We start from the raw sequence: 24,585 nt of genomic DNA on the forward strand, positions 1-24,585 counted from the left end.
TCACCCTAGGGAAAGGCAAAATGGGTCACAACTGATAGTTTTGTCACTTGATGTTTGAGCCGGATCGGCTAATGAAAGGGGTGTCTGCAGGGGGCGTTTTGGCGGCCCGGTGTTGCCTTTTTCCGATAACTTCTGCCGGCAAACAGGCCGGCCATCGGGCAGTGGCTCCGGGATATGGGGCACGATCAGCCAGGGTCTGGCTGGCACGTATCGAGTCTGCCTGCTTGCCTGGTCTTCTGCGCTGCTTTAGGCTGTCTCCCCAGTACACTCCACAAGGAAAACAAGATGATCCTCTCAACCACTCCCACCCTGGAAGGCAAGACCATTCGCGAGTACCGCGGCATCGTCGTGGGTGAAGCCATTCTCGGCGCCAACGTGTTTAAGGATCTGTTCGCCGGGATCCGCGACATCATCGGCGGCCGCTCCGGCGCCTATGAAAAAGAGCTGGCCAGGGCCCGGGAAATCGCCTTCGACGAGCTCAAGGAGCGCGCCGCGGCGCTGGGGGCCAATGCGGTGGTCGGCATCGACATCGACTACGAGGTGGTGGGGCAAAGCGGCAGCATGCTGATGGTAAGCATCAGCGGAACCGCCGTGCTGGTTTAAGCCTGCGCTCCCCCTGCTTTGGCAAAGGCCGATAACCTGGTTATCGGCTTTTTTGTGGGGGCTGGCGGTGCCGCTTCCCTGGCCATCAGCGGAAAATGTGCCAATGCATGCTCATAACTTGTTGATTGCTATCTTTAATATTTTTTAATGATGGTCCGCTGCCGATTTCATCTTTTTTAACTGGGCGGCGGTGAGCCGTCAGCACTAGAGTGTGTGCCATCAGGACGACATCCGGCATGGATGACATTTCATCTCTCTCAAGGCGTATCAAGATGCACAAGAAATCTGCTCTGTTGACCATCATCACCCTGGCCATCACCGCCCATGCTGGCCGCGTTGCGGCGGCCGTGCCCAATTTCAGCGCCAGCTGCCCCATGAATATCCAGGTCAAGGGAGAAGGGGGCAGCGTCTACATCAACGGCAAGAAGGCCACCCTGAAAACCGATGCCCCCAATGCCTATTCGGCCCAGAGCGGCAAGATCATGATCGGCATCACCTCGGATTCCGCCACCAGCGAGCCCAGCATCGACTACGCCATCAAGCACGACAACCGCGCTAATGGCATCTGTACCGTGCAATCCTGGTCGGCAGGCAAGGCGGCCGCGTTGCCGATGGCCAAGGGGGACTCTCCCTATCAGGGCAAGTGGACCGCCAAGAATAGCGGCACCGGCCAGACCGTGGCCGAGATCCGGATCGACGGCAAGGAGCAGGTGTGGGTCAACGAGGTCAAGGTGAAGGCCAAGCGCACCGACGGTGCCCTGCAGTTTCGTCAGGGGATGATCCTCTATACCCTGCAGGGCGATCCGCGAGTACGCAGCGAAAGCAGCTGGCAGGATACGGATGCGGGCTCGACCGGCCCTATCTCCTTTGAATAAATCCGTTTCCCCATTCCGATAAAAGCGACGCAGGCCATGGCCTGCGTCGCTTTTTTACTGGTTTACTGAAGGGACGCGCTATGAGCGGTTACATCCCCGCCAGGGTATTGGCTTCGCCGTACCAGTCCAGCTTGTCGGCCAGCGTCACCACCGAACCGATGATGATCAGGCTAGGACTGCCGACCTGGGTTGCCAGCTGCGCCAACTGCTGCAGCTCGCCGCGTACCACCCGCTGCTGCAGGTGGGTGCCTTGTTCCACCAGTGCTACCGGGGTGTGACCGGGCAGGCCGTGAGTCTGCAGCTCGTCCTGAATGCGGCCTGCATGGGCCAGCCCCATGTAGAACACCAGCGTCTGGCGGGGGGCGGCCAGCGCTGACCACTCCTGCGCGATATTGCCCTCCTTGTCGTGGCCGGTGATGAACTGCACCCGCTGGGCGTGGTCGCGGTGGGTAAGGGGAATGCCGCTATAGGCGGCGCAGCCCGATGCGGCGGTGATGCCCGGCACCACCGAGAAGGGGATCCCCGCCTCGGCCAGGGTCTCCAGCTCCTCGCCGCCCCGGCCAAAGATAAAGGGATCGCCCCCCTTGAGCCGCACCACCTGCTTGCCCTGCCGGGCCTGATCCAGCAACAGCTGGTTGATCGCCTGCTGGGGGACGCAGTGGCGGCCCGCCTCTTTGCCGACGAAAATCTGCTCGGCATCGCGACGAATGAGTGACAGCACGTCGTCTGAGACTAGCCGGTCATAGACCACCACATCCGCCTGTTGCAGCTGCTGCAAGCCGTTCAGGGTGAGCAAGCCAGCATCGCCGGGGCCAGCGCCCACCAGGGTGACACATCCCTTGCTCTGTTGTGGCTCATTGAGCAGCGCGTTGATGCTCTCTTCGGCTGCTTGCTGCTGGCCGCGCGCCAGCTGGCGGGCCAGCCGTTCGTGCCGGAACAGCCGCTCCCAGAAGTGGCGGCGAGCCAGCTTGTCCGGAATGAGTTTGACCCGCTCGCGCAGGCGTCCGGCCAGGGTAGCGAGCTGGCCGAGGTGTTGCGGCAGCATGGCTTCAATTTTCTCCCGCAGCTGGCGGCTCAGTACCGGTGCCGCCCCTGCGCTGGAGATGGCCACCATCAGCGGCGAGCGGTCGATGATGGCGGGCATGATGGCGCTGCAATGGGCAGGAGAGTCCACCACGTTGCAGAAGGTCTGGCGCAGGCTCGCCTCGCTGAAGATCTGATGATTGACCTCTGGATTGTCAGTGGCGGCGATCACCAGCCATTTGCCATCGAGCAGCTCGGGGTGAAAGTCGGCGGCGCAGACCGTGAGCAACCCCTGCTCGGCCCAGCTCATCAGCTGGTGCTCGAGATGGGGGGCATTGATGGTCACCCGGGCTTTGGCATCGAGCAGCAGGCGCGCCTTGCGCACTGCCACCTCACCGCCGCCGACGATAAGCACCGGCTTGTGTTGCAGCTGACAGAAGAGAGGGAGAAAGTCCATAACGGGCTCCGGATATAGGTCCGGCAGCGGAGGGCTGCGCAGGACGAAAAGAGGAGAAGGCGTTGCAACGCAGTGAGAGGAAAAAGGGGGAAGCGTGATCCACGCCCGGGCCAACGACAGATCCCCACCGGTGTCGGCCACTATGATCAGCTTCCCCAAACGAGGTTTTTCCTATTGCACCGCTTTGACATGCATGTTGGCGACGTACTGATCTTCGGCCCAGAAGATGCGGTCAGCGACCATGGCTTCCGGGTTGAGGGTGACACCGCGCAGCACCCGCTCCTTGAACTTGTGATAACCGGCCCGATCGATCAGGTGACCCATGTGCAGGTAGATGGGTTTGCCATCCAGCATCTCGGCCTCGAACTCGAACAGGTTTTTGATCACCGCATGCAGCACCTCTTCGGTGACCCAGTTGAGGAACAGCTTGCCGGTACGGGGGGTCTTCTTGCTGGTGCGTCCCCCCAGCTTGACCATGTAGAGCTGCTTGGGATCCCGCTGCCAGGCCAGGGTCGGGCAGGCCAGCACGCACTCGCCACAACCGATGCACTTGCTCTCCTCCTTGACCGCCTTGCCATGCTTGATGGCGAGGCAATCCACCGCGTGGTGGCTGCATGCCTTGACGCAGGCGCCGCAGCCGATGCAGCGCTCGGCATTGAAGTGGATCTTGGCGATGCCGAGGATGCCGAAGTCGGCCATGTTGGCCTTGGCGCAGTCGTTGGGACAACCGGCGATCACCATCTTGAGGTGATAGGGGTTGGGGTAGAGGTGTTTCTCCATCCGTTGGGCCAGCCCGGTGCAGTCGATATTGCCCTTCTGGCAGATGGTGTTGCCCTGACAGGCGACGATGTTGCGCCCACCGATGGTCTGGTAACCGGCTGTGGTGTCCTCTACCTCGATGCCGCAGGTCTCCACCTCGATCTCCTTGATAAAGGGCTCGAGGGCGGCGTTGACCTTGTCCATGTCCTGATACTTGATGCCGGGCATCGCCAGCTTCTGGCGGGTGGTGAGGTGGATCAGGCCGTTGCCATACTGTTCGGCGATCTGCCGGGCCACCGCCAGCAGGTGGGCGGGCATGATCCCGCCGGGAATTCGCACGCTGATCATCGCTTCACCGCGCACCTTGGAGAGTCGGTATTCGTTCTTGGCGCGGGCCTTGATGATGTCGATATCGAGACTCATGGTGTTCTCCCTCAGTCGATCAGATGCTGGGCCTGGTCAAAACGAAAGACCGGTCCATCCACGCAGATATAGGTGTCGCCCATCCGGCAGTGGCCACACTTGCCGACGGCGCAAGCCATGCGGCGTTCGTAGTCGACCCAGATGCGATCCTTGGGGATGCAGCGCTCAAGCAGGGCGAGCACCACGAAATGGATCATGACGGGAGGGCCGACCACGATGGCCTGGATATCCTCGCTATCCGAGAGGTCTAGCTGGTCGATGTAGTCGGTGACCCGGCCGATGCGAAACTGTTCGCTCTCCTCACCCTCATCCAGCGTGACGATGAGATTCTGGCGCTCGGCCCAGAGCGGCATCTCGTGGCGATAGAGCACCGCTTGCTCGTTCTTGAAGCCGAGGATCATGTCGAGGGACTTCACCTGTTCCGGATGTTTGCTAAAGCGGCGCAGCAGCCCCTTGACCGGGGCGACGCCGGTGCCGCCCGCCACCACGATGAGGTGCTGGTTGCGGTAGGTCTCCAGCGGATAGCCGTTGCCGTGGACGCCGCGCATCCACACCTTGTCGCCCACATCGAGGGCAAACAGTGCATCGGTCACCTTGCCGACCTTGCGGATCAACAGATCCACATAGCCATCGCCATAGTCGGAGACCGAGATGGGCGCTTCGCCCACGGTGGGCAGAGAGATCTCCACAAACTGGCCGTAGTGGACATCAAAGTCGCGTGAGACCCGAAAGTTCCACTCCAGCTCGGTGTGACGCTCGATGGCCAAGATGGTGTAGGCCTTGGGCAACAGGCGGTTTTCGACCACGTCCTGCTGTTGTTCTGCTGTTGCGGTTTGCTGGCACTGGCACATATCAGTTCGCCCCCTGCGCGTGGTCGGCCGCGATGGTCTGTTCGACCACATCGGTCATTTTGTTGATGATGTTGCTAAAGGAGATGTAGTGAGGGCAGCGATCGTCGCAGCGGCCGCAGCCGACGCACATGTGCTCCTCCCCCTGACGGGCCTTGTAGTCGTTGACCTTGTGCAGGGCGCGATAACGCAGGCGCTCGCCATGCTTGGCGCGAAAACCGTGGCCACCGGCCATGTCGCTGAAGCCATCCACCATGCAGCTGGCCCACTGGCGACGGCGTTCACCCTGCTTGGGGTTCTCCGCATAGGTGAGGTCGTGCACGCTGTAGCAGCTGCAGGTCGGGCAGGAGGTGGTGCAGCGGCCGCAGCCGATGCAGCGGCTGTCGTACTCGGCCCAGACCGGATGGGCGGTGAGGATCTGGCGGATCCGCTGCGGGTCGTCACAGACGCTGTCCGGGGTGCGTACCTTGACCGGGTTGCTCTGAACAAATTCCGGGGTGAAATCGTCGGATTCACCCAGCTCGGCAAAGTAGCCGAGCAGCTCGGGATCCTTCACCTCGATACGGGCCCCCTCATCGCTCAGACGAATGGCGGCGGCGTAGTCCCGGGTCTCGTTGCTGCCCATGGATACGCAGAAGCAGTTCTCGAAGCTCTCGCGGCACTCCAGCAGCACCAGCTTGAGTTTGCTGCGCAGCCGGGCGTAGTAGACGTCGCTGTTCTGGCCGTTCTTGAGATAGACCTGATCCAGCCGGCGCAGGGCGTGGATATCACAGCTGCGCAAGAACAGCAGGGTGGGTTTGGCCTCCACCTTTGATTCGCGCAGCTCCAGATTGTCGAAGTGGAACAGGGTCTGGGTGATGGGGAGCACCACCTCTTTCGGGGAGAAGTGGGACTTATTCTGCCACACCAGCTCGGCCGGATGGCGGATGCTGTGGTAGGTGACGTTGTCGGTGTCGGAGAAGCGACCGCCCCGATATTCGGCCGCAGGGGCCATGATCCGGTAATCGGGCAACAGCCGCTCGAACAGCTGCGCCAGCACGGGCTGGGTGAGAAGAAACGACATAAATAAACACCTTGTATGAGGGCGAGATGCCCTGGCATAGGGATGAGGCGCGGGCCGATCAGAGTGTCTGGCACCTGTGCTGGCCGCGCTTGCCTCGCCACGGTCTGTTTTTATGACTCATGTTGCTCAACGGACCCGATTGTTGTTGTGGGCGGCGCGTGCGTCGCGGCAGGTCGGGTCATGCCTGTGTGAACGGTCAATTCAGCCGCGCTGCCTGATAGCCGGCGCACTTGCCCATCACGTAACCGAGCTCCAGCTTGTCGGGATCTCGGGTAAAGCGGGAGACCGGGAAGTAGTCGGCCGGTGCTATCACCTCGATCTGGCAGTCCGCCGGCGGATTGGCGATAAAATCGAGCGCCTCGTTGTAGCTGCGATCCCGCTGCTCCAGTGCCAGCGCCAGGGCGGGGCGAGTTTTCAGCAGGGTGCGGATCATCCAGGGGAAGGGCATCGGCTTGAGCCGATAGCCCAGCGGTTCGGAGAGGATCACCGTCAGCTGACGGGCACCGCGCCGGTAGGCCTCGATCACCGGGATGGAGTCGGCCACCCCGCCATCGGTCATCGGCACCCCGTGCACCTCGGGATATTCGCGAGAGGCGAGGGGAATGGCGCAGCTGGCGGGCAGTACCTCGTTCATGTTCTCCGGTTTGACCCGGATGTACTCCGCCTTGCCGGTCAGGGTATTGGTCACCACCGCGTAGAAGGGAATGCCGGTCTCCCGGTAGGCGTGAATGTCGAGGGGGTACTTGCGGCAGCTGGTGTTCCACAGCCAGTGGATATCCACCAGATTGCCACCCTTGGCAAAACGCAGCGGATCCATGAACTCCTGGCGGCAGGCCAGCTCGGTCAGGATGTCGTGGCTGCGACCATGCTGGCTGGCGAGATAGGCCATCAGGTTGGTGGCCCCCGCCGAGACGCCGATGGCAAAGTCAAACGGGCGATAGTCATGCTCGATGAAGGCATCCAGCACGCCGCTGGCAAATATGCCGCGCATGGCGCCGCCTTCGACAACCAGAGCGCTGGGGGATGGGTGTGTATTCATGACTGACGCCTCATCGATGATCCGGCCAAACAGAGCCGTATTAGAAAGGCCAGCAGCGGGCTGGCGAGCTGATTGGGTTCATTCTAGGCAGGGGATTTTGTTCGGTATATCTGTAAATTTTGAATCAGTCGTTTTGTTTTCATAAACAAAAGGGGTTGCTTGACTGCTTGTGAAGCAGGCCAGGAAGGGACTAGTATGGGGACGTTTTTATCCTCAGCCCCGGGAGCGGGGCCCCATCATCGCTGTCAGGGAGTACGCAATTCATGGCTCTGCTCAAACCGCCGGGGCTCAAGCCCGGCGATACCATCGGCTTTTTTTCTCCCTCCAGTGCGGCTACCGCCTGGGCGCCAAACCGCTTTGCCCGTGCCGGAGCGTTTCTGGAGGGGCAGGGCTTCAGACTCAAGGCGGGCAGCCTCACCGGCCAGCAGGATCACTGGCGATCCGGCTCCATCGCCGCCCGGGCTGACGAGCTCAATGCCCTGATTCGCGATCCAGCGGTGCGCTGCATCATGTCGGTGATTGGCGGCAACAACTCCAACTCCCTGCTGCCCTACCTCGATTTTGATGCGCTCAAGCGCGATCCCAAGATAGTCATCGGCTACTCCGACGTGACGGCCCTGCTGCTCGGCATTCATGCCCGCACTGGCCTCGTCACCTTCTACGGACCGGCGCTGGTGGCCTCTTTCGGCGAGCTCTCTCCGCTGGTGGACGAGACGCTGGCGGGCTTTCGCCAGATCTGCCAGGCCGGTGGTGGCGCCGTGCCCCACACCTTGCCGACCCCGGCGCAATGGACCGAGGAGCGGCTTGACTGGGAGAACCAGACCCGGGCCAAGCAGTGCCAACCAAACCGGCTGATCTCGGTGGGCACTGGTCGGGTGCGTGGCCGGCTTATCGGCGGCAACCTCAATACGATGGCGGGGATCTGGGGTTCCCCCTATATGCCGGCCATCGAGCAGGGGGACATTCTGCTGCTGGAAGACAGCCTCCATGTGGCAGCGACGGTGGAGCGCTCGTTTGCCCACCTCAAGCTGTGCGGGGTGTTTGATCGCATCGGTGCCCTGGTGCTCGGCAAACACGAGCTGTTCGACAGCCAGGGCAGCGGCCGGCGGCCGCTCGATATCCTGCTGGAGGTGGTGGGGGAGCCGACCTTCCCCATTCTGGCGGAGTATGACTGCGCCCACACCCACCCCATGCTGACCCTGCCCCTTGGCATCGAGGCGATGCTGGATCTCGATGCCCAGCGTCTCACCCTGTGCGAGCCCTGGCTCGGCGAGTGAGCCCGCTCTGGCTGCCATGGCCGCATCGACAAATAGACAAAGAGGTCGCCCAGGCGACCTCTTTGTCATCTGTCCCGCGGTAGCGGGGCTCAGGGCAGGGCGTCGGGCCGGAAGCTGGCGCGGATCTGCGGCACCAGGGGGGCAACATCGAAACCCTTCTCTTCTCCCAGCACCGGGTGGAGCAGGGCCAGATCCGGGATGGGGGTCATGTCGCCCGCCAGCAGCTGGCGAGTGGCCTGGCCCATCTGATAGAGCTGGCGCACCGGGGCAAACTGGGTCGCCAGATTGAGGGAGTCATCGGCACGGGCAAAGGCCATCATGGGGATCTGGTAGCTGGCATCGCGGGGCGGCTTGTCGCCGTGAATGCCCTTGCCGGCGGACATCAGGAACGGCTGGTGATCGCCAAAAGCCACTACCAGGTAGCGTTTGCCTGAGCGATCCAGGCTGGTGAGCAGATGCTCCAGCGACGCCATGGCATCCACCACGCCGGTGTAGTAGGTGTTGAGCAGCTGGCGATCGGCATCGCTCTGATCCGGGCAGGCCTTGTCGAGCTGCTGGGCCTGGTAGCGATCCCCGTCGAAGGGGCCGTGCCCCTGCATGGTGACCGCGTAGGCAAACAGCGGCTGCTCATCCTGCTCGCTGCGCTTGAGCAGGTGGTCGATCAACGCATCATCCGAGATATAGAGCCCCTTGTGTTCGAGTGTGGTGAAGCGGGTGTCGAACCAGCGCTCCTCATAGCCAAGGGCCGGGATCGCCTTGGCGCGGCCCCAGAATTTTTCCACATAGGGGTGGGCAAACAGGGTCTGGTAGCCACTTTGCTTCGCACTTTGCGCCAGGCCCGGCACCTGCTCCGAGAGGTAGTAGTAGGGCACCACCCCCTGTTTGAGCAGCCCCACCGGCAGACCGGTGTTCATCTCGAACTCCGCCAGTACCGTCATGCCGCCGGTGGTGGGGGAGTGGATGGTCTTGTGCCACTGTTGCACGCTGGCCGGCAGGCTCAGGGTGGGGGGCGGCGCGCAGATCTTGCCCTGCCAGCCGAGCCAGAGAGATTCATATTGCAGCACGATCACCAGATCGAAGCGGGGCGGCTGGCTCAGACTGACGTGGCTGAGCTGAGGGGTGAACTCGTTGATCTGCAAGGGATAGCGAAACACGCTGCCACTTTGCAGCATCTCGTCCACCAGGTTGAACAGATAGAGGCCGGGCCCCGAGCGGATGATGTCCCTGTGGTAGTTGACCGCTCTGTCCACGTAACGAATGTTGGGCCCCAGCAGCTTGTTGCCGGTCTGGGTGGCGAACACGCACAGCGCAAAGAAGGCGGCGGTGGCGGCCAGGGTGCGCAGGATCCAGCGCGACAGGGCGAAGCGCCAGCACAAGAAGAGGGCGAGCACGCCACCCAGCAGCGGCAGCACCGGGTGCTGCTCCAGCAGGATGCGCAGCAGCGCCACCAGGTTGCCGAGATCGTCCCCCCCGAGCGGTACCCCGTAGATGGCGATCTTCATGAAATTCGCCAGCAGGCCGATGCCGGACAGCGCCGTGAACACCAGCCCCATGTAGAGGTTGAAGCCCGCCAGCGCGCAGAGGCTCCAGCCCAGCACCATGCTGCCCCAGGCGAGGTAGTAGTGCTCCGGGCGAAAGCCTGACCAGAGCAGAAACTCCCCCAGCTTGAACACCACGAAGCCGTGCAGCAGCACGAAGGTGAGGTTGCCGAGCAGCAGGCTGCCGGCGATGCGCCAGCGCAGATTGCGCCTGAGGGTGGGCAGCACCACCTTCAGCACGGCGGCGCTCAGGGCCAGCACCAGCAGCAGGCTGGTGCAGAGATAGGTGAGGTTGAAACCCCGCTCCGGCAGGGTCTGCAGGATCTGGCTGAATTCACCGCTCTCGGGTCTCTCCTTGAGCAGCAGGCCGATCCGCAGCTGATAGCGGCTGGCCAGGGCGTCGTCGGGGGCGCGCAGGGTGCTGTTGAGATCCAGGGTGCAGCGCCCCTTGCGGCACTGCTGGCGCTTGTCCACCGGCTGGCTCAGCTGATCGATGCGCTCGCCCCTCTCATTGAGCAGCTCCACCCTGACCTTGTCACCCTCCTGCAGCGGCCCGCGCAACTGCCACTGGCTGCGAACCACCAGATAGAGGCCGCGGCTGTCGCTCTTGTAGAGCAGGGCGTGACGGGTGAGGGTGGCGATGGGGTTGTCCGCCGGCCCCAGCACCAGTGGCTGGGCCCGACCGAGCCAGCTGGCGGGGTTGATCTGCGGCAGCAACAGGGTCAGCAGCAGCAGCGCGGCCAGCAGGGCGAGCAGCACGGCGGGCAGAGCGGGCACCCTGGCTGACAAGCGCGCTGAAGTGGGGGCTTTCATATGGGCTCATCCTTTGAGCGAGTGACGATGAAACATGGCTGCTGCATTTAATTTGACCCGATGGTGATGGGCTTGTTCCTTGTTGTCAATTTAATGACCGAACAATGAACATTGCGTGACCGTGAAACCATGCAAACTGTGATCCCGATCCGGGGGCCGCACTCATTCTGTGATGAAAGCGTCATCATGGCGCTTTGCCACTGGCCTGCCTCTGCCTTGCTGCTTAGTCTCTCAATATGGATGGAGGTACATGTATGAATCCCAAAGTAGCGGCACGTCAGGCAAGATTGCTCCGCATGCTGGAGAGCAAACAGGAGATCCGGATCGGGCGCGAGCAGGACTGTCCCTTGTCCGTGGCCAAGCTGGTGCGACTCAAGGAGGATCATCCGGCGGTGCTCAAGGTCTATCGTCACGGCCTCACCGCCGAGGTGTTCCACCTCAAGGTGGAGGGACATCACTGGTGCCTGAAGCGGCGCCGGCACGACTCCCTGGTGGCCAACGTGGACGGCAGAACCGCCTTCCTGACCGAGCTGGAGCGCCGCCGCGAGATAGAGGCCCTGCGGGAGTTGCACCCCACCATCCTGGCCAACGTGGTCTGTACCTGTTTTGGCTCGGCCCGCGCCGGCGTGCTGGTCTCTCCCTGGCTGCGGGGCGTGCCGGTGCATGAACTGAACGAGCGCAACCTGGCGCAGATGCTGGCGGTGCAGGCGGAGCTGGCCCATTGGGGCTGGTTCGACTGGGATCCGAGCCCCGGCAACCTGCTCGACGACGGCCAGCAGATCAGCGTGTTCGACTTTGGCTACATGTGGCCCTTTGACCCCCGCCATGAATTCAACTCCAACGGCCTCACCGATCCCGCATTTCACGTACCGGAGCGGCTGGAGACCCGCACCCTCTCGGGCCTGTGGCTTGACGAGCCGGATCCGCTGCCGCAGTTTCGTTACTGGCGCGGCCTGTGTATCAATTGGGCGCAGCGGGAGCTGCAACACCTGACCCGGGAGGGGGCGAGCGCACCGGTGCTGGCCCGCTTGCAGAGCCTGCTGGGGGAGTGGCGTTCGGCGCTGGCCAGCGAGGAAGCGCTGGCTGCCAACTGGTGGCGCGACATGTATCGCAGCCACCGGCTCGACATTGCCGACGATCTCAGCGGCAAGAGCTGCGGCCCGCTCACTCTGCGCCGGCTCGACTGGTTGCAGCAGGCGGTGACCGAACACTTCGCCGAGCTGGTGGACAACCTGGGCCCCGACGAGGCGGGCTTAAGTCAGGTGGCGCTGCTGAGCCGGCTGGAAGGGCTGCGCGAGGAGATCCGGGCCAACCTGCTGCCGGTACCGACCCTGGTGGGTTAGGGAGAACCGCACTCATATCGCATCTTCATGCCACCCTATATAAAAAGAGGGGCCAGCCGGCCCCTCTTTTATTTCCATGTTGTGTCAGTACATCAGTCGAGCAGCTCCTGGTGGAGGCGGTTGACGATGTGGCCGGCCTCGTCCTCCTTGACCAGGAAGCAGAGGTTGTGGGCGCTGGCGCCGTAACAGATCATGCGGATGTTGTGCTCGCGAATGGCGTCAAAGACCTGACTGCCCACCCCGGCCGCCTCGCTCATCCGGTTGCCGATGAGCGCCACCAGTGCCAGCCCCGTCTCCACCTGCACCTTGCACAGCTGACCAAGCTCCGCCAGCACCTTGTCGCCGAGGATGGGCTCGCCATTGCTCTGGCTGCCGGTGTGATCCAGGGTCAGCGACACGCTCACCTCCGAGGTGGTGATGAGATCCACCGAGATGCGGTGGCGGGCCAGGATACCGAACACCTCGGCCAGAAAACCGTAGGCGTGGAACATGTTGAGGCTGTGCAGGGTGACCAGCACCTGGTTGCGGCGCAGGGCCACGGCGCGAAACAGTGGATTGGTGCGAGTGCTGGCGCGGATCCAGGTGCCGCCGGCGGCCGGATCCTTGCTGGAGCCGACAAACACCGGGATGTCCTGGCGCACCGCCGGCTGCAAGGTGGCCGGGTGCAGCACCTTGGCGCCGAAGGTGGCCATCTCGGCCGCCTCCACGAAGCTTATTTCGGGGATGGGGCGGGCCCGGGTGACCAGGCGCGGATCCGTGGTGTAGATGCCGGGCACGTCGGTCCAGATCTCGATGGAGCCGGCGTCGAGTGCCTCGGCCAACAGAGCTGCGCTGTAATCGGAGCCGCCCCGGCCCAGGGTGGTGGTGCGCCCATCGCCGTCGGCACCGATAAAGCCCTGGGTGATGATGAGGCTGTCGCCAAGCAGGGGGCCCAGCGCGGCCTGGCAGAGGGCGCGGGTGGCGGCCAGATCCACGCTGGCCTTGCCAAAGCGGCTGTCGGTGCGCAGCAACTGGCGCGCATCCTGCCAGCAGGCCTTGACGCCACGCTGGCGCAGCAGTTCGGTAAAGAGGCGGGTGGACATCAGCTCGCCGCAGGCGATGAGCCTGTCGGCCAGCTCGGCATCGGTGTGCAGATGGGCCTGGCGTGCCATGGTGCGGATCTCACCGAGCTGGCCGTGGATGAGGTCACTCAGATCGCCTGAGTCGCCCAGCGCCGTCAGAATGGCCTGCTGGATCTCGGTGAGCCTGGCCAGTTGCGCCTCCTGGCCCGCCTCGTCCAGATCGCCCTGAGCCAGTGCCACCAGCAGATTGGTGACACCGGCGCTGGCACTCAGCACCACCACCCGGGTGGCCGGGTTGGCCAGCACCACATCGGCGCAGTTGTTCATGGCTGCCGCGTTGGCGACGCTGGTTCCGCCAAACTTGGCGACATTGATCGGGCTCATTGCTTACTCCTGTCTTAATATGAAAATCCGGATCCATCGGGCAAAAAGAGAGGAGGAGGCTGAAAATGGCAGGAATGATCGAAGCTATCCCGGCCAGAAGCACTCCACCCGCAGAGCCCATCCCGTACCCGCCCCTGACGGGGCGCGGTGGGGGATGACCACTACCGATGACAACCCGGGGGATTCAGCCCCCGCAGCCGACACTGAGGTATCCAGTTGCCTCAGATGTCTCGGCGCTGCTCCCCCTGACCCAAGTTCACCGGACACTGGTGTCCTCCCTCGGGCTGCCTGGGCAGCGCTCCTCTTCTGGCTCCACCAGGGCGGTGGAGTGCATTTAGAAATACCTTGCGTTGGATTGCACTGTCAATCGAGTTTGTGAAAAAGTTCAAAAAGTCAGCCAAGCCAACGCAAAATCAATGGGTTATACGATTGTCTTTGACAAAACCTTGGAGCGGCGCTGCCAGTTGTAGAGGCGTTGGCGCGCCACCGGCAGATCTTCCACCTCCAGCGGATCGAAGCCCCGTTCCCGGAACCAGTGAATGGAGCGGGTGGTGAGCACGAACAGGCGGCGGATACCGAGCCGCTTGGCCCGCTCAGCCACCTTGGCCACCAGCTGATCCCCCCGGTTGGAGTTGCGGTAGTCGGGGTGGATGGCGACGCAGGCCATCTCTGCCATCGCCTCTTCCATGAAGCAGTAGAGCGCCGCGCAGCCGATGATGAGGCCGTCGCGCTCGATGATAGTGAACTTGTCGATCTCCATCTCCAGCTGCTCGCGGGAGCGGCGCACCAGGATCCCTTCCTCCTCCAGCGGGCGGATGAGATCCAGGATGCCACCGATGTCTTCGATGGTGGCGGCGCGCGCCTGCTCGGCGCTTTCCCGCACGATCTGGGTGCCGAGGCCATCGCGGCTGAACAGCTCCTGCAGCATGGCGCCGTCATCCTGATAGCTCACCAGGTGGGAGCGGGGCACGCCGCCGCGGCAGGAGGCGATGGCCGCGCGCAGGTAGCGGGCGGTGCCGGACATCTCTTCCCCCGCCTGCTCCAGCTCTACCAGCAGCTCCTCGGCCTGCTCGGGGAAGAGCTCGGAGATGGCTTCGCCGTGGCGGTCCATCACCCCCTGGGTGCTGCTGAAGCAGATGAGTTTGTCCGCTTTCAAATCCACCGCCACCCGGCGGGCCACCTCTTCCGAACTCAGGTTGAAGCTTTCACCGGTGACCGAGCAGCCGATGGGGGAGATGAGCACCAGGCTCTTCTGATCGAGCTGGCGGGTGATCCCCTCCACGTCGATGCGGCGCACCCGGCCGCTGTGGCAAAAATCGATGCCGTCATCCACCCCGAGCGGCTGGGCGGTGACGAAGTTGCCGCTCACCACGCTGATGCGGGCACCCTGCATGGGAGTGTTGGCGAGCCCCATGGAGAGCTGGGCGGTGATGTCGTACTGCAAGCCGCCGCACACCTGCTTGATGATGGTGAAGCTCTCGTCATCGGTGACCCGGATGCGCTTGTGGTACTGGGCCTCGATGCCGGCACGGGCCAGCGCTTCGTCGTTCTGCGGACGGGAGCCGAATACCAGCACCAGGCGTATCCCTAAGGTCTGCAGCAGGGCGATATCGCTGACGATGTTGGCGAAATTGGGGTGGCAGAGGGCTTCCCCCCCCATCATCAGCACGAAGGTGGCGCCTCTGTGCACATTGACGTAGGGGGTAGACTGCCGAAAGGCATAGACCAGGCTGGGTTCGCGTTCACGCACTTGAGGCTTCTTCCATAAAAAAACAGCAATGGGCTCAATATATGAAAATAAATGCACAAATCAAGATTAAATATTGATTTGTCGCGATATTGTCATCGGAACGGCCTGGCGGCCCGAACAGCGGCGACACCAGGCGGGGCAGGGGTGTCAGCGGTATGACGGTGCGCCTCAGGTTGATCCCGGCCCATAAACTGTTATCTTCGATATTCCTTTTCGTCAGCTGTGCGATCGCACAGGTTTTTATACAAGGACAGGGTGCATGGAACAGATTATTTCGCCGGCAGACGCGCTGCCGGGACGCCGCGAGGCGATGGTGATTGGCCAGCAGCATGCGGTCAATGGTCACCCGACTCAGGGACCCTGGCCTGAAGGGATGGCGGTGGCCTGGTTCGGGATGGGCTGCTTCTGGGGTGTGGAACGCCTGTTCTGGCAGCAGCCCGGGGTCTACTCCACCGCCGCCGGCTATCAGGGCGGGGTGACCCAGAATCCCACCTACAAGGAGGTGTGCAGCGGATTGACCGGCCATGCCGAGACGGTGCAGGTGGTGTTTGATCCCAAGGTGATCAGCTACGGTGATCTGCTCAAGCTGTTCTGGGAGCAGCACGATCCGGCTCAGGGCATGCGCCAGGGCGGCGACATCGGCACCCAGTATCGCTCCGTCATCTTCTTCGGGGACGACACCCAGGAGGCGATTGCCCAGCAGAGCCTGGCCGCCTATCAGCAGGCGATGACGGCCAGCGGTGACGGGCGCACCATCACCACCCGCATTCTGCCGCTGGCGCCCTTCTATTACGCCGAGGATTACCATCAGCAATATCTGGAGAAGAATCCGGACGGTTATTGCGGCCTGGGTGGCATCGGCGTCTGCCTGCCACCGAGCCTCAACCGCTAGGTGAAGATGACGGGTATCTGTGACTTGTCATTGATGGTGAAAAGAAAAGGCCGCGTTTGCGGCCTTTTTATCGGGCGTTGTCAGGAGAGTGAAAAAAATCATAAAAAAATGTGTCATGGGCGGGAACTAAATTGAACCTACTTTGCCTAACCTAGTAGCCACCATGGATGGCGGCTAAGACCAGACACATTTCTTGCCTCGAAAATTCATAAAAGTCATTGAAAAGCTTGATGAGTTGAAATGATAGCAAGCAGGGCTGCCCGTTGAAGGCGGCCCTTTTCATGTTGGCGGTGCGGAAAATTTGCGAGGGAGTGGCGAACTGGGCGTTCGCCATTGTGATCAGCTGATGGCGCCGTCAAACAGGTTCTTGATAAGATCGATGAACTCTTCGAGGAAGGCTTTCTGCTCCGGGGTCGGGGCGCGCAGCCAGACGGCGGAGAGCACCTCTTCCAGATCGGCCACCACCGCATCGGCTTCCTGCATGATCACGAAGCGCAACTTGGGATCGAGCTGCGGGTTCTGTTCGCAGATGGCCATCAGGTTGCTGGCCACCCGGCCGCTCACCAGATCTTCGATGGTCTGTTCACCACTGCTCTGTTGCTGGGTTTCAAACAGTCCCAGACTCTCCACCAGATACTCAATCAGGGCGATATAGCCTTCGCTTTCTACAACCATGGCGGCCTCAATCCTCAACAATACGAAAAAACTGTGCGTATTTTAGTGGCTGGACCTAGCTTGGCAAGCGGCAGTGCAGGCGATAACGGATAAAACCGACCCCGCCGCGCTCCACGCTCTCCAATCCGGTCAGCTCAAAGCCATACCGTAAAAATAGCCCATAGCTGAAGGCGCTGGCTTCCGTTGTCAGCTGTGTGAGTCCGAGCTGTTTTGCCTCGGCGAGGGCCGCAGCCAGCAGCAGGCTGCCATAGCCCCGGCGCGGGTGAGCGGCGCTCACATAGAGCAGGCTGAGGTGACCATCCTGGCTCAGGGTGACGAAACCAAGTGGCTTGCCGCCTTGCTCCAGCACCCAGCCATGGTGCTCGCGCAGCTGGCCGGCAAAGCCGGGATGATGGGCGCCGAGGGCCCACTGCTCCACCTGCTCCGGGCTGTAGTGCTGGGGGCCAATCCTTCGCACCGACTGCTCGAACAGGGCGCAAAGGGCGGGGATATGCTGCTCGTTCAGCTGAACGAGCCTGGGCTCTGCCGCCATGGCGGGGCTCATCGCTGCGGCGCCTGCGGGCGCTTGGCCTTGGGCAGACCGGCTACCACCCGCTCGTAGGAGTGATGCACCCAGCCCTGCCAGAGGTCGTCGGCCAGGCCGTCGCTGAAGGTGACCGTGTTCCAGTGCTGCTTGTTCATGTGCCAGCCCGGTTTGACCTCGGGGTGGAGTTCACGCAGCAGCAGGGCCAGCTCGGGTTCGCACTTGAGGTTCAGTCGCAGCGGCTCGGCCTGCCAGTCCAGCAGGGCAAACATCTTGCCGGCGATGCGATAGACCAGGATCTCTGGGCCGAAGGGGGTATCCTCCTGAGCGCCCGGCAGGGTCAGCAGAAAGGATCTCAAACGGGTCAACTCCATGGTCATGCTCCTGGCCGCTTGCGGTGCAAACGTATTAGTCGGGTGAAAAAATCTGCTAAGATGCGCGCCTACTATACCCCAATGCCGTCGATGAGGGAGTCGCAAGATGCTGTATCACAAGACCTTCGAGCTGGGTCCCGAGCGGGATTGGGTAGTCTTCGTGCACGGGGCGGGCGGCAGCTCCTCCATCTGGTTCAAGCAGCTGCGCGCCTATCGCGAACACTTCAACGTGCTGCTGCTGGACCTGCGCGGTCACGGCCAGTCCCACAAGCTGCAGCAGGTGATCAAGGGCCACTACAGCTTTCGGGCGGTGACCGAAGATATCCTGCAACTGCTCGATCACCTCAATATTCGCCGCGCCCACTTCGTCGGCATCTCCCTTGGCACCATCCTCATTCGCCATCTGGCGGAGCTCTGCCCCGAGCGGGTCAAGAGCATGGTGCTGGGCGGCGCCATTTTGCGGCTCGACATCCGCTCGCGGGTGCTGGTGCAGCTCGGCCGCCTCGGCCAGCATATCCTGCCTTACATGTGGCTCTACCGGCTGTTTGCCTTCATCATCATGCCCCGTCAGCACCATCAGGAGTCGCGCAACCTGTTCGTGCGCGAGGCGCGCAAATTGTGCCAAAAAGAGTTCAAGCGCTGGTTTCGCCTCGCCACCGAGGTGAATCCCCTGATGCGTTACTTCAAGGAGCGGGCCCTGCCCATTCCGACCCTCTATGTAATGGGGGAGGAAGATCACATGTTCCTGGCGCCGGTGCGCGAGCAGGTGGCGCGCGATCCCTACAGCCGGCTCGAGATCATCGACGGCTGCGGCCACGTCTGCAACGTGGAGCGGCCCGAGCACTTCAACCGCCAGTCGCTGGCCTTTCTCACCGCCCAGCCCGGCTGAATTGGCGCCAGCCGCCGCTTTGATGCGGCCCTGGTGGCTTGAGCCTGCGAGGTCATGTCAGGTGTTGGCCGCCAATCACCGGGTGCTAGTCCACTACTACCCGGCCGGCTGAGCCCCTGGTTACCCTGTGACTCCCATCACCAAGGAGTCCCTATGACCAAACTCATCCACACCATGATCCGGGTTCGTGACCTGGACAGATCCGTGCGTTTCTACCGCGAGGCCCTCGAGCTGGCGGTGCGGGATCACTTCCCCTTCGACGGTTTTTCCCTCACCTACCTTGCCAATGATCAGAGTGGTTTCGAGCTCGAATTGACCCACAACGAGGGCCAAGCCGAGCCCTACAGCCACGGCAACGGTTATGGCCATCTGGCGGTGACGGTGGAAGACATCGAGGCGGCGCATCAGCGTCTGACGGCCCTGGGTCTGGCGCCTGCGCAGGTCAAGGCGATGCACCATGAGGGCACCCTGCTGGCCCGGCTGTTCTTTTTGACCGACCCCGATGGTTACCAGATCGAGTTCATCGAGCGGGCCGGCCGCTTCGTCTGAGCTTGAAGCGTGGAATAGGAAGGGGCCGCAGCCTGGTGCTGCGGCCCTTTTTTCATGGGGAAGAAAGCGGCGCCCCTCAGGCGGCGACGTCCGGCTCCTGTCTTGTTTCCAGATGGATCAGGCAGGAGCAGCGCAGCAGGGAGGCAAAGTTGCTCATCTCCATGCCGTTGCCGAGCGCCTCCTGATAGAGCTCGGAGAGAAACAGCCCCATGGAGCGCCCCTGGGCCTGACAGAGCTGCTCCAGGATGGTCCAGAACTTGTTTTCCAGCCGGATGCTGGTGCTGTGGCCGCAGATCCGCACCGAGCGGGTGGTGCAGGCGTAGTGACTGGGATCCTGGCCGGAGAAGACGGTGCACATGGGCTGGTCCTGAGCGGTAAAGGGGAGGGCCATGGTAGGCAACTCTGCCGCCCGGGTCAAAAAAGCCCCCCGTTGATACGGGATGAGCGCCATCCCCCGTCAGCCAAAATAGTGGGCGATGTCGAGGTAGCGCTGGCGGATGTGCTCGATCAGCAGCCGGATCTTGCGCGGCGGCTGGCGGGTAAAGGGGTAGACGGCGTAGATGCCGAGCTTCTTGCCCACCTGATCGGGGAAGAGGTCCACCAGCTCGCCATTCATTAGATCGTGATAGACCAGGCAGCGCGGCACATAGACGATGCCGCGCCCCCCCAGCGCCGCCTTGCGCAGGGCGCCGGCGTTGTCGGTGCAAAAGCTGCCCGATACCGACAGCAGGTAGTTGCCCTCTTCCCCCTTGAAGGCCCACTCCGAGGCCCCCGTGCTCTGGTAGGCGTAGCGCAGGCAGTTGTGGGCGAGCAAGTCTGACGGCTCGCGCGGCGCCCCGAAGCGGCGCACATAGGCGGGGGCGGCGCAGATCACCCACTGGGAGTCGAGGATGTGGCGGGCAATCAGGCTCGAGTCATCCAGATAACCGGTGCGAATGACCAGGTCAAACCCCTCTTCCACCAGATTGACGAAGCGGTTGTCCAGCGACATTTCCACCGTGAGCCCAGGGTGCTGCTGGCAAAAATCGGCCACCGCGTCGGCCAGCAGCAGCTCGCCGGAGATGGTGGGCACCGACATCCGCACATGGCCGCTCACCTTTTCACCAAAACCCGCCACCGCATCGAAGGCGTCCAGTGCGGCGGCCTTCACATTTTTGGCACCCTGATAGAGCGCCTTGCCCGCCTCGCTCAGGGTGAGCCGGCGGGTGGTGCGATAGAGCAGCTGCACCCCGAGTTCTTCCTCCAGGCGCCCGATCCGTTTACTAACTACCGAATTTGTCAGGGAATTTTGTTCAGCTACCTTGCTGAAGGAGCCGGCCTCCACCACCTGGGCGAAGAGGATGAGGTCGTCGGTACTGGCCATATTGATCAATTTTTGGAATGAATGTTGTTCATTATTTCCATATATCGCGAAAAAGGAACAGGGTAAGGTCACGTCCGCTTAACAAAACAACAACAAGGTGCGCCTCTGCACCGCTCGGACAAGGACGCAATGATGACAGACACCCTGCTGGCCCTGGTGGCCTTCTCGCCGATCCTGGTGGCCGCCGTGCTGCTGGTCGGCCTCAACTGGCCCGCCAAGCGCGCCATGCCCGTCGCCTTTTTGTTGACCGTGTTCATCGCCCTGTGGGGCTGGCAGATGAGCCCGACCCGGGTCTTTGCCTCCACCCTGCAGGGGCTGGTGATCACGGTGACCGTGCTCTGGATCGTGTTCGGCGCCATCCTGATGCTCAACACCCTCAAACACACCGGCGCCATCAGCGCCATTCGCGGCGGCTTTACCAACATCTCGCCGGACCGGCGCATCCAGGCCATCATCATCGCCTGGTGCTTCGGCGCCTTTATCGAAGGGGCCTCCGGTTTTGGCACCCCGGCCGCCATCGCCGCGCCGCTGCTGGTGGCCATCGGCTTTCCGGCGCTGGCCGCGGTGCTGCTCGGCATGATGATCCAGTCCACCCCGGTCTCGTTCGGTGCGGTGGGCACCCCCATTCTGGTGGGGATCAACAAGGGGCTCGACAGCCAGGCCATCGGCCAGACCCTGAGCGCCGGTGGCAGCAGCTGGGACATCTACCTGCAACAGGTGACCACCAACGTGGCCCTCATTCACGCCGTGGTCGGCACCCTGATGCCGGTGCTGATGGTGATGATGCTGACCCGCTTCTTCGGCCGTCATCGCAGCTGGACCGAGGGGCTCGCCATCCTGCCGTTCGCGATTTTCGCCGGGCTCGCCTTCACCGTGCCCTATGCCCTGACCGGCATGCTGCTCGGTCCCGAGTTTCCGTCCCTCATCGGCGGCCTGGTGGGGCTGGCCCTGGTGGTGACGGCGGCGCGAGCAGGTTTTCTGGTGCCGAAAGCCAGCTGGGATTTCGCCCCCGAGCAGGAGTGGCCCGCCGAGTGGCTCGGCTCCCTCAAGCTCGATCTCAAAGAGGCCGCCGCCCGCCCCATGTCGCTGCTGCTGGCCTGGCTCCCCTATGTGGCGCTGGCCCTCTTGCTGGTGGCCAGCCGGGTTAGCCCGGAGTTCAAGGCCAGCCTCCTGTCGGTGAGCCTCGCCTTCACCGACCTCCTGGGGGAGAAGGGGGTCAGCGCCTCCATTGAGCCGCTCTACCTGCCGGGGGGCCTGCTGGTGCTCTGCTCCCTGCTCGCCACCTTGCTGCAATCGCGCTCCCTCGCTCCCTTCGGGCGGGCGCTGGGGGAGTCCAGCCGCACCCTGATCGGCGCCGGCTTCGTGCTGATCTTCACCGTGCCCATGGTGCGCATCTTCATCAACTCCGGCGTCAACGGGGCGGATCTCGCCAGCATGCCGGTGACCACCGCGAATTTTGCCGCCGGGCTGGTGGGGGAGTTCTTCCCGGCGCTCAGCGCCACTATCGGCGCGCTGGGGGCCTTTATCGCCGGCTCCAACACGGTGTCGAACATGATGTTCAGCCAGTTCCAGTTTGAAGTGGCGCAGACCCTGGGGGTCTCCACCGCCGCCATGCTGGCGCTGCAGGCGGTGGGTGCGGCCGCCGGCAACATGATTGCCATTCACAACGTGGTGGCGGCGTCGGCCACCGTGGGGCTGCTCGGTCGTGAGGGGGCGACGCTGCGCAAGACGGCGCTGCCGACCCTCTACTACCTGCTGGCCACCGGCCTTATCGGGCTGGCGCTCATGTACAGCTTCCACATCTCGGACGTCCTGCTGCAGTTGAAGTAAAGGAGAGCAAGTGATGAAGGTAATTCGGGTCTATCCGGCCAAGCCGGCCGATGTCTATCTCTACGCCACCTGTCTGGTGGACCTGTTCGACCCGGTGGCGGGGCTCGATGCCATCGCCCTGCTCGAGCGGGAAGGGATAAGGGTGCACTTTGTCGAGAAACAGACCTGCTGCGGGCAGCCGGCCTACACCTCGGGCCATGAAGAGGAGGCGCGCCAGGTGGCGCAAAGCCAGATGGCGCTCTTCCCCGAGCCCTGGCCGGTGGTGGTGCTGTCGGGCTCCTGCGGCGGCATGATGCACCACCACTACCGCCGACTCTTCCCCGAGAGCTCCGAGGTGGTGGCGTTTTGCGAGCGGGTGTTCGAGCTCACCGAGTTTCTGGCCCAGGTCTGCCGGGTGCGCTGGCACGGGGTGGGGAGGGCAAGCATCGTCATGCACACCTCCTGCTCGGCCCGGCGCGAGATGCAGGTACACAGCCGGGCCCGCGCTCTGCTGGGCCAGCTCGATGGGGTCACCTTGCATGAGCAGGCCTACGAGAGCGAGTGCTGCGGCTTTGGTGGCACCTTCTCGGTGCGCCATCCCCACATCAGCCAGGCCATGGTGGAGGACAAGACCCGCCACCTGCTGGCCACCGGCGCTGACACCCTGGTGAGCGCCGACTGGGGGTGTCTCTTGAACATCAAGGGATCCCTGGCCTATCAGGGCAAGATACTGCCCGCCATGCACCTGGCCAGCTTCCTGCTCGCCCACAGCGAGCCGGTGGTTCAGTGCTTACAAGAGCCAAAACAGGAGGCCCATCATGAGTGAGCACGCCAAGTATTCGCCGCGCCGCTTTCATCCCCAGGCCGAGGCGGCCCTGGCCGACCCGGTGTTGCGCCAGAACTTTCGCGGCGCCATGGATTACCTGCGTGGCAAGCGGCGGGATGCTTTCGCAGACCCGGCCGAAGAAGAATCGGTGCGCGATGCGGCGGAGCAGATCCGCCAGCGCTGCCTCTCGCGCCTGCCCGATCTTTTGGTGCAGCTCGAAGCCAACTGCGAGCGCAACGGCATCCGGGTGCACTGGGCCCAGACGCCGGCGGAGGCCAATGCCATCATCCTCGGCATCGCCCAGCAACATGGGGTGAGCAGCATCGTCAAGGGCAAGTCCATGGTGAGCGAGGAGGTGGGCTTCAATCACGAGATGGCGCGCCACGGCATCCATTGCCTTGAGAGCGACATGGGGGAGTTTATCGTCCAGCTCGACGGCGATACCCCGTCCCACATCATCATGCCCGCCATCCACAAGAACAAGCAGGAGGTGAGCGACACCTTTGCCGGCAATCTGGCGGATTTCACCCCCACCACCGACGTGGACGCCCTGATCCAGACCGGGCGGCGGGCCCTGCGTGAAGAGTTTCGCCGCGCCGGCATTGGGCTCTCCGGCGTCAACTTCGCGGTGGCGGAGACCGGCAGCCTGTGTCTGGTCGAGAACGAGGGCAACGGGCGCATGTGCACCACGGTGCCGAAAGTGCACGTGGCCATCACCGGCATCGAGAAGGTGGTGGAGTTCTTATCCGACGTGCCGCCGCTTTACAGCGCCCTGACCCGCTCGGCTACCGGCCAGGCCATCACCACCTACTTCAACGTCATCAGCGGCCCGCGCCGAGCAGGGGAGCTGGACGGCCCGGACGAGGTGCACCTGGTGCTGCTCGACAACGGCCGCAGCCAGGCTTACCGGGACGAGGAGCTGCGCAAGACCCTGCAGTGCATCCGCTGCGGCGCCTGCATGAACCACTGCCCGGTCTACACCCGCATCGGCGGCCACGCCTACGGCACCATCTACCCGGGGCCCATCGGCAAAATCATCTCCCCCCATCTGCTGGGGCTGGAAAGTACCCAGGATCTGGTGACCGCATCGAGTCTGTGCGGCGCCTGCGGCGAGGTGTGCCCGGTGCGCATCCCCATTCCCGACCTGTTGCAGCGCCTGCGCCGGGAGGCCAAACACGACGCTATGCCTGGCCACGCGCCGCTGGCGGGGCAGGGGGCGGCCAAGAGCCGGCTCGAGACGCTTGCCATGCAGGGCTTTGCCTTTGCCGCCACCCACCCGCGCCTCTATCACGCCGCGACCGGTGTGGCCGGTCGCCTGCGGGGGCTGATGCCCAAACACCTGGGCCCCTGGACCCAGTGCCGCGAGGCCCCCAAACCCGCCCCCCAGAGCCTGCACGCCCTGCTGCGCCAGAAGAAGAAGGAGTCCTGA

Annotated in this window: 24 protein-coding genes and 1 riboswitch; of the genes, 10 read left to right on the forward strand and 14 right to left on the reverse strand. The window is 63.1% G+C overall.

Going from position 1 to position 24,585, the window contains the following annotated elements; all coding sequences use genetic code 11:
• Window positions 1-285: 285 nt before the first annotated feature.
• Window positions 286-603 (forward strand): heavy metal-binding domain-containing protein, encoded by a 318-nt coding sequence (locus tag PG900_RS00935; RefSeq protein ID WP_011706400.1) that lies wholly within the window; start codon window positions 286-288, stop codon window positions 601-603.
• An 85-nt stretch (window positions 604-688) separates the two neighbouring features.
• On the opposite strand, the gene PG900_RS00940 is transcribed toward PG900_RS00935, so the two are convergent.
• Window positions 689-850, reverse strand: coding sequence for a hypothetical protein (locus PG900_RS00940; RefSeq protein WP_270830729.1), 162 nt, complete (start codon window positions 848-850; stop codon window positions 689-691).
• 25 nt (window positions 851-875) lie between these two features.
• Between PG900_RS00940 and PG900_RS00945 the strand changes: the two genes are divergently transcribed.
• Window positions 876-1,478, forward strand: a complete 603-nt coding sequence (locus PG900_RS00945) for a hypothetical protein (protein ID WP_270830730.1) — start codon at window positions 876-878, stop codon at window positions 1,476-1,478.
• An 88-nt stretch (window positions 1,479-1,566) separates the two neighbouring features.
• Here the strand turns inward: PG900_RS00945 and cysG are convergent, their stop codons facing one another.
• The 5 genes from cysG to PG900_RS00970 form a co-directional block, all read right to left on the reverse strand.
• Entirely contained in the window at window positions 1,567-2,958 is a 1,392-nt protein-coding gene (gene cysG, locus PG900_RS00950) for a siroheme synthase CysG (RefSeq protein WP_270830731.1), read from the reverse strand.
• A gap of 171 nt (window positions 2,959-3,129) precedes the next feature.
• Window positions 3,130-4,140 (reverse strand): sulfite reductase subunit C, encoded by a 1,011-nt coding sequence (asrC, locus tag PG900_RS00955; protein WP_270830732.1) that lies wholly within the window; start codon window positions 4,138-4,140, stop codon window positions 3,130-3,132.
• Between the two features lie 11 nt (window positions 4,141-4,151).
• Window positions 4,152-4,991 (reverse strand): anaerobic sulfite reductase subunit AsrB, encoded by an 840-nt coding sequence (gene asrB, locus PG900_RS00960; RefSeq protein WP_270830733.1) that lies wholly within the window; start codon window positions 4,989-4,991, stop codon window positions 4,152-4,154.
• A 1-nt stretch (window position 4,992) separates the two neighbouring features.
• The gene (gene asrA, locus PG900_RS00965) at window positions 4,993-6,051 is read right to left on the reverse strand and encodes an anaerobic sulfite reductase subunit AsrA (RefSeq protein WP_270830734.1); all 1,059 of its coding nucleotides are present in this window, start codon (window positions 6,049-6,051) and stop codon (window positions 4,993-4,995) included.
• A 196-nt stretch (window positions 6,052-6,247) separates the two neighbouring features.
• Window positions 6,248-7,090 (reverse strand): patatin-like phospholipase family protein, encoded by an 843-nt coding sequence (locus tag PG900_RS00970; RefSeq protein WP_270830735.1) that lies wholly within the window; start codon window positions 7,088-7,090, stop codon window positions 6,248-6,250.
• A gap of 263 nt (window positions 7,091-7,353) precedes the next feature.
• On the opposite strand from PG900_RS00970, the gene PG900_RS00975 reads away from it, so the two are divergent.
• Window positions 7,354-8,367 carry a S66 family peptidase gene (locus PG900_RS00975; RefSeq protein ID WP_270830736.1) on the forward strand — a complete coding sequence of 338 codons (1,014 nt, stop codon included), beginning with the start codon at window positions 7,354-7,356 and terminating at the stop codon, window positions 8,365-8,367.
• Between the two features lie 89 nt (window positions 8,368-8,456).
• Here PG900_RS00975 and PG900_RS00980 read toward each other — a convergent pair whose 3' ends face one another.
• Complete coding sequence (locus PG900_RS00980) at window positions 8,457-10,718, reverse strand: LTA synthase family protein (RefSeq protein WP_270830737.1); 2,262 nt, start codon at window positions 10,716-10,718, stop codon at window positions 8,457-8,459.
• 254 nt (window positions 10,719-10,972) lie between these two features.
• Between PG900_RS00980 and PG900_RS00985 the strand changes: the two genes are divergently transcribed.
• The gene (locus PG900_RS00985) at window positions 10,973-12,061 is read left to right on the forward strand and encodes a hypothetical protein (RefSeq protein ID WP_011706391.1); all 1,089 of its coding nucleotides are present in this window, start codon (window positions 10,973-10,975) and stop codon (window positions 12,059-12,061) included.
• 92 nt (window positions 12,062-12,153) lie between these two features.
• Here PG900_RS00985 and lysC read toward each other — a convergent pair whose 3' ends face one another.
• Both lysC and argA read right to left on the reverse strand, forming a co-directional pair.
• Entirely contained in the window at window positions 12,154-13,506 is a 1,353-nt protein-coding gene (gene lysC, locus PG900_RS00990) for a lysine-sensitive aspartokinase 3 (protein ID WP_118881033.1), read from the reverse strand.
• Between the two features lie 89 nt (window positions 13,507-13,595).
• A riboswitch (Lysine riboswitch) is annotated at window positions 13,596-13,820 on the reverse strand.
• 107 nt (window positions 13,821-13,927) lie between these two features.
• Window positions 13,928-15,256 (reverse strand): amino-acid N-acetyltransferase, encoded by a 1,329-nt coding sequence (argA, locus tag PG900_RS00995; RefSeq protein ID WP_118881034.1) that lies wholly within the window; start codon window positions 15,254-15,256, stop codon window positions 13,928-13,930.
• A gap of 259 nt (window positions 15,257-15,515) precedes the next feature.
• Between argA and msrA the strand changes: the two genes are divergently transcribed.
• Complete coding sequence (gene msrA / locus PG900_RS01000) at window positions 15,516-16,148, forward strand: peptide-methionine (S)-S-oxide reductase MsrA (RefSeq protein ID WP_024944924.1); 633 nt, start codon at window positions 15,516-15,518, stop codon at window positions 16,146-16,148.
• A gap of 339 nt (window positions 16,149-16,487) precedes the next feature.
• Here the strand turns inward: msrA and PG900_RS01005 are convergent, their stop codons facing one another.
• The 3 genes from PG900_RS01005 to PG900_RS01015 are packed head-to-tail and all read right to left on the reverse strand — an operon-like array spanning window position 16,488 to window position 17,720.
• Window positions 16,488-16,823, reverse strand: coding sequence for a DUF3802 family protein (locus tag PG900_RS01005; protein ID WP_024944925.1), 336 nt, complete (start codon window positions 16,821-16,823; stop codon window positions 16,488-16,490).
• A gap of 55 nt (window positions 16,824-16,878) precedes the next feature.
• Window positions 16,879-17,367, reverse strand: coding sequence for a GNAT family N-acetyltransferase (locus tag PG900_RS01010; protein ID WP_118881035.1), 489 nt, complete (start codon window positions 17,365-17,367; stop codon window positions 16,879-16,881).
• Window positions 17,364-17,720, reverse strand: coding sequence for an MmcQ/YjbR family DNA-binding protein (locus PG900_RS01015; RefSeq protein WP_016351046.1), 357 nt, complete (start codon window positions 17,718-17,720; stop codon window positions 17,364-17,366). The genes PG900_RS01010 and PG900_RS01015 overlap by 4 nt, the downstream gene beginning before the upstream one ends.
• A gap of 106 nt (window positions 17,721-17,826) precedes the next feature.
• Between PG900_RS01015 and PG900_RS01020 the strand changes: the two genes are divergently transcribed.
• Complete coding sequence (locus tag PG900_RS01020) at window positions 17,827-18,609, forward strand: alpha/beta fold hydrolase (protein WP_005302068.1); 783 nt, start codon at window positions 17,827-17,829, stop codon at window positions 18,607-18,609.
• Window positions 18,610-18,762: 153 nt separating this feature from the next.
• Complete coding sequence (locus tag PG900_RS01025) at window positions 18,763-19,158, forward strand: VOC family protein (RefSeq protein WP_118881037.1); 396 nt, start codon at window positions 18,763-18,765, stop codon at window positions 19,156-19,158.
• Between the two features lie 76 nt (window positions 19,159-19,234).
• Here PG900_RS01025 and PG900_RS01030 read toward each other — a convergent pair whose 3' ends face one another.
• Window positions 19,235-19,549, reverse strand: coding sequence for a ribbon-helix-helix domain-containing protein (locus tag PG900_RS01030; protein ID WP_118881038.1), 315 nt, complete (start codon window positions 19,547-19,549; stop codon window positions 19,235-19,237).
• A gap of 66 nt (window positions 19,550-19,615) precedes the next feature.
• Window positions 19,616-20,593 (reverse strand): LysR family transcriptional regulator, encoded by a 978-nt coding sequence (locus PG900_RS01035; RefSeq protein WP_017408124.1) that lies wholly within the window; start codon window positions 20,591-20,593, stop codon window positions 19,616-19,618.
• Between the two features lie 60 nt (window positions 20,594-20,653).
• Here PG900_RS01035 and PG900_RS01040 point away from each other — a divergent pair, with 60 nt between their 5' ends.
• The 3 genes from PG900_RS01040 to PG900_RS01050 are packed head-to-tail and all read left to right on the forward strand — an operon-like array spanning window position 20,654 to window position 24,585.
• Window positions 20,654-22,351, forward strand: coding sequence for an L-lactate permease (locus PG900_RS01040; RefSeq protein WP_118881039.1), 1,698 nt, complete (start codon window positions 20,654-20,656; stop codon window positions 22,349-22,351).
• A gap of 13 nt (window positions 22,352-22,364) precedes the next feature.
• Window positions 22,365-23,156 (forward strand): (Fe-S)-binding protein, encoded by a 792-nt coding sequence (locus PG900_RS01045; RefSeq protein WP_118881040.1) that lies wholly within the window; start codon window positions 22,365-22,367, stop codon window positions 23,154-23,156.
• On the forward strand, window positions 23,149-24,585 hold the full coding sequence (locus tag PG900_RS01050; RefSeq protein ID WP_118881041.1) for a LutB/LldF family L-lactate oxidation iron-sulfur protein: 1,437 nt from the start codon (window positions 23,149-23,151) through the stop codon (window positions 24,583-24,585). The genes PG900_RS01045 and PG900_RS01050 overlap by 8 nt, the downstream gene beginning before the upstream one ends.

This window comes from Aeromonas sp. QDB03, from assembly GCF_027707985.1.
Taxonomy (GTDB): Bacteria; Pseudomonadota; Gammaproteobacteria; order Enterobacterales; family Aeromonadaceae; genus Aeromonas; species Aeromonas hydrophila.

Bases quoted from the DNA above. Each gene is read 5' to 3' on its own strand.
- PG900_RS00935 (WP_011706400.1), top strand. From the start codon at position 286: ATGATCCTCTCAACCACTCCCACCCTGGAAGGCAAGACCATTCGCGAG.
- PG900_RS00940 (WP_270830729.1), bottom strand. From the start codon at position 850: ATGTCATCCATGCCGGATGTCGTCCTGATGGCACACACTCTAGTGCTG.
- PG900_RS00945 (WP_270830730.1), top strand. From the start codon at position 876: ATGCACAAGAAATCTGCTCTGTTGACCATCATCACCCTGGCCATCACC.
- cysG (WP_270830731.1), bottom strand. From the start codon at position 2,958: ATGGACTTTCTCCCTCTCTTCTGTCAGCTGCAACACAAGCCGGTGCTT.
- asrC (WP_270830732.1), bottom strand. From the start codon at position 4,140: ATGAGTCTCGATATCGACATCATCAAGGCCCGCGCCAAGAACGAATAC.
- asrB (WP_270830733.1), bottom strand. From the start codon at position 4,991: ATGTGCCAGTGCCAGCAAACCGCAACAGCAGAACAACAGCAGGACGTG.
- asrA (WP_270830734.1), bottom strand. From the start codon at position 6,051: ATGTCGTTTCTTCTCACCCAGCCCGTGCTGGCGCAGCTGTTCGAGCGG.
- PG900_RS00970 (WP_270830735.1), bottom strand. From the start codon at position 7,090: ATGAATACACACCCATCCCCCAGCGCTCTGGTTGTCGAAGGCGGCGCC.
- PG900_RS00975 (WP_270830736.1), top strand. From the start codon at position 7,354: ATGGCTCTGCTCAAACCGCCGGGGCTCAAGCCCGGCGATACCATCGGC.
- PG900_RS00980 (WP_270830737.1), bottom strand. From the start codon at position 10,718: ATGAAAGCCCCCACTTCAGCGCGCTTGTCAGCCAGGGTGCCCGCTCTG.
- PG900_RS00985 (WP_011706391.1), top strand. From the start codon at position 10,973: ATGAATCCCAAAGTAGCGGCACGTCAGGCAAGATTGCTCCGCATGCTG.
- lysC (WP_118881033.1), bottom strand. From the start codon at position 13,506: ATGAGCCCGATCAATGTCGCCAAGTTTGGCGGAACCAGCGTCGCCAAC.
- msrA (WP_024944924.1), top strand. From the start codon at position 15,516: ATGGAACAGATTATTTCGCCGGCAGACGCGCTGCCGGGACGCCGCGAG.
- PG900_RS01005 (WP_024944925.1), bottom strand. From the start codon at position 16,823: ATGGTTGTAGAAAGCGAAGGCTATATCGCCCTGATTGAGTATCTGGTG.
- PG900_RS01010 (WP_118881035.1), bottom strand. From the start codon at position 17,367: ATGAGCCCCGCCATGGCGGCAGAGCCCAGGCTCGTTCAGCTGAACGAG.
- PG900_RS01015 (WP_016351046.1), bottom strand. From the start codon at position 17,720: ATGGAGTTGACCCGTTTGAGATCCTTTCTGCTGACCCTGCCGGGCGCT.
- PG900_RS01020 (WP_005302068.1), top strand. From the start codon at position 17,827: ATGCTGTATCACAAGACCTTCGAGCTGGGTCCCGAGCGGGATTGGGTA.
- PG900_RS01025 (WP_118881037.1), top strand. From the start codon at position 18,763: ATGACCAAACTCATCCACACCATGATCCGGGTTCGTGACCTGGACAGA.
- PG900_RS01030 (WP_118881038.1), bottom strand. From the start codon at position 19,549: ATGGCCCTCCCCTTTACCGCTCAGGACCAGCCCATGTGCACCGTCTTC.
- PG900_RS01040 (WP_118881039.1), top strand. From the start codon at position 20,654: ATGACAGACACCCTGCTGGCCCTGGTGGCCTTCTCGCCGATCCTGGTG.
- PG900_RS01045 (WP_118881040.1), top strand. From the start codon at position 22,365: ATGAAGGTAATTCGGGTCTATCCGGCCAAGCCGGCCGATGTCTATCTC.
- PG900_RS01050 (WP_118881041.1), top strand. From the start codon at position 23,149: ATGAGTGAGCACGCCAAGTATTCGCCGCGCCGCTTTCATCCCCAGGCC.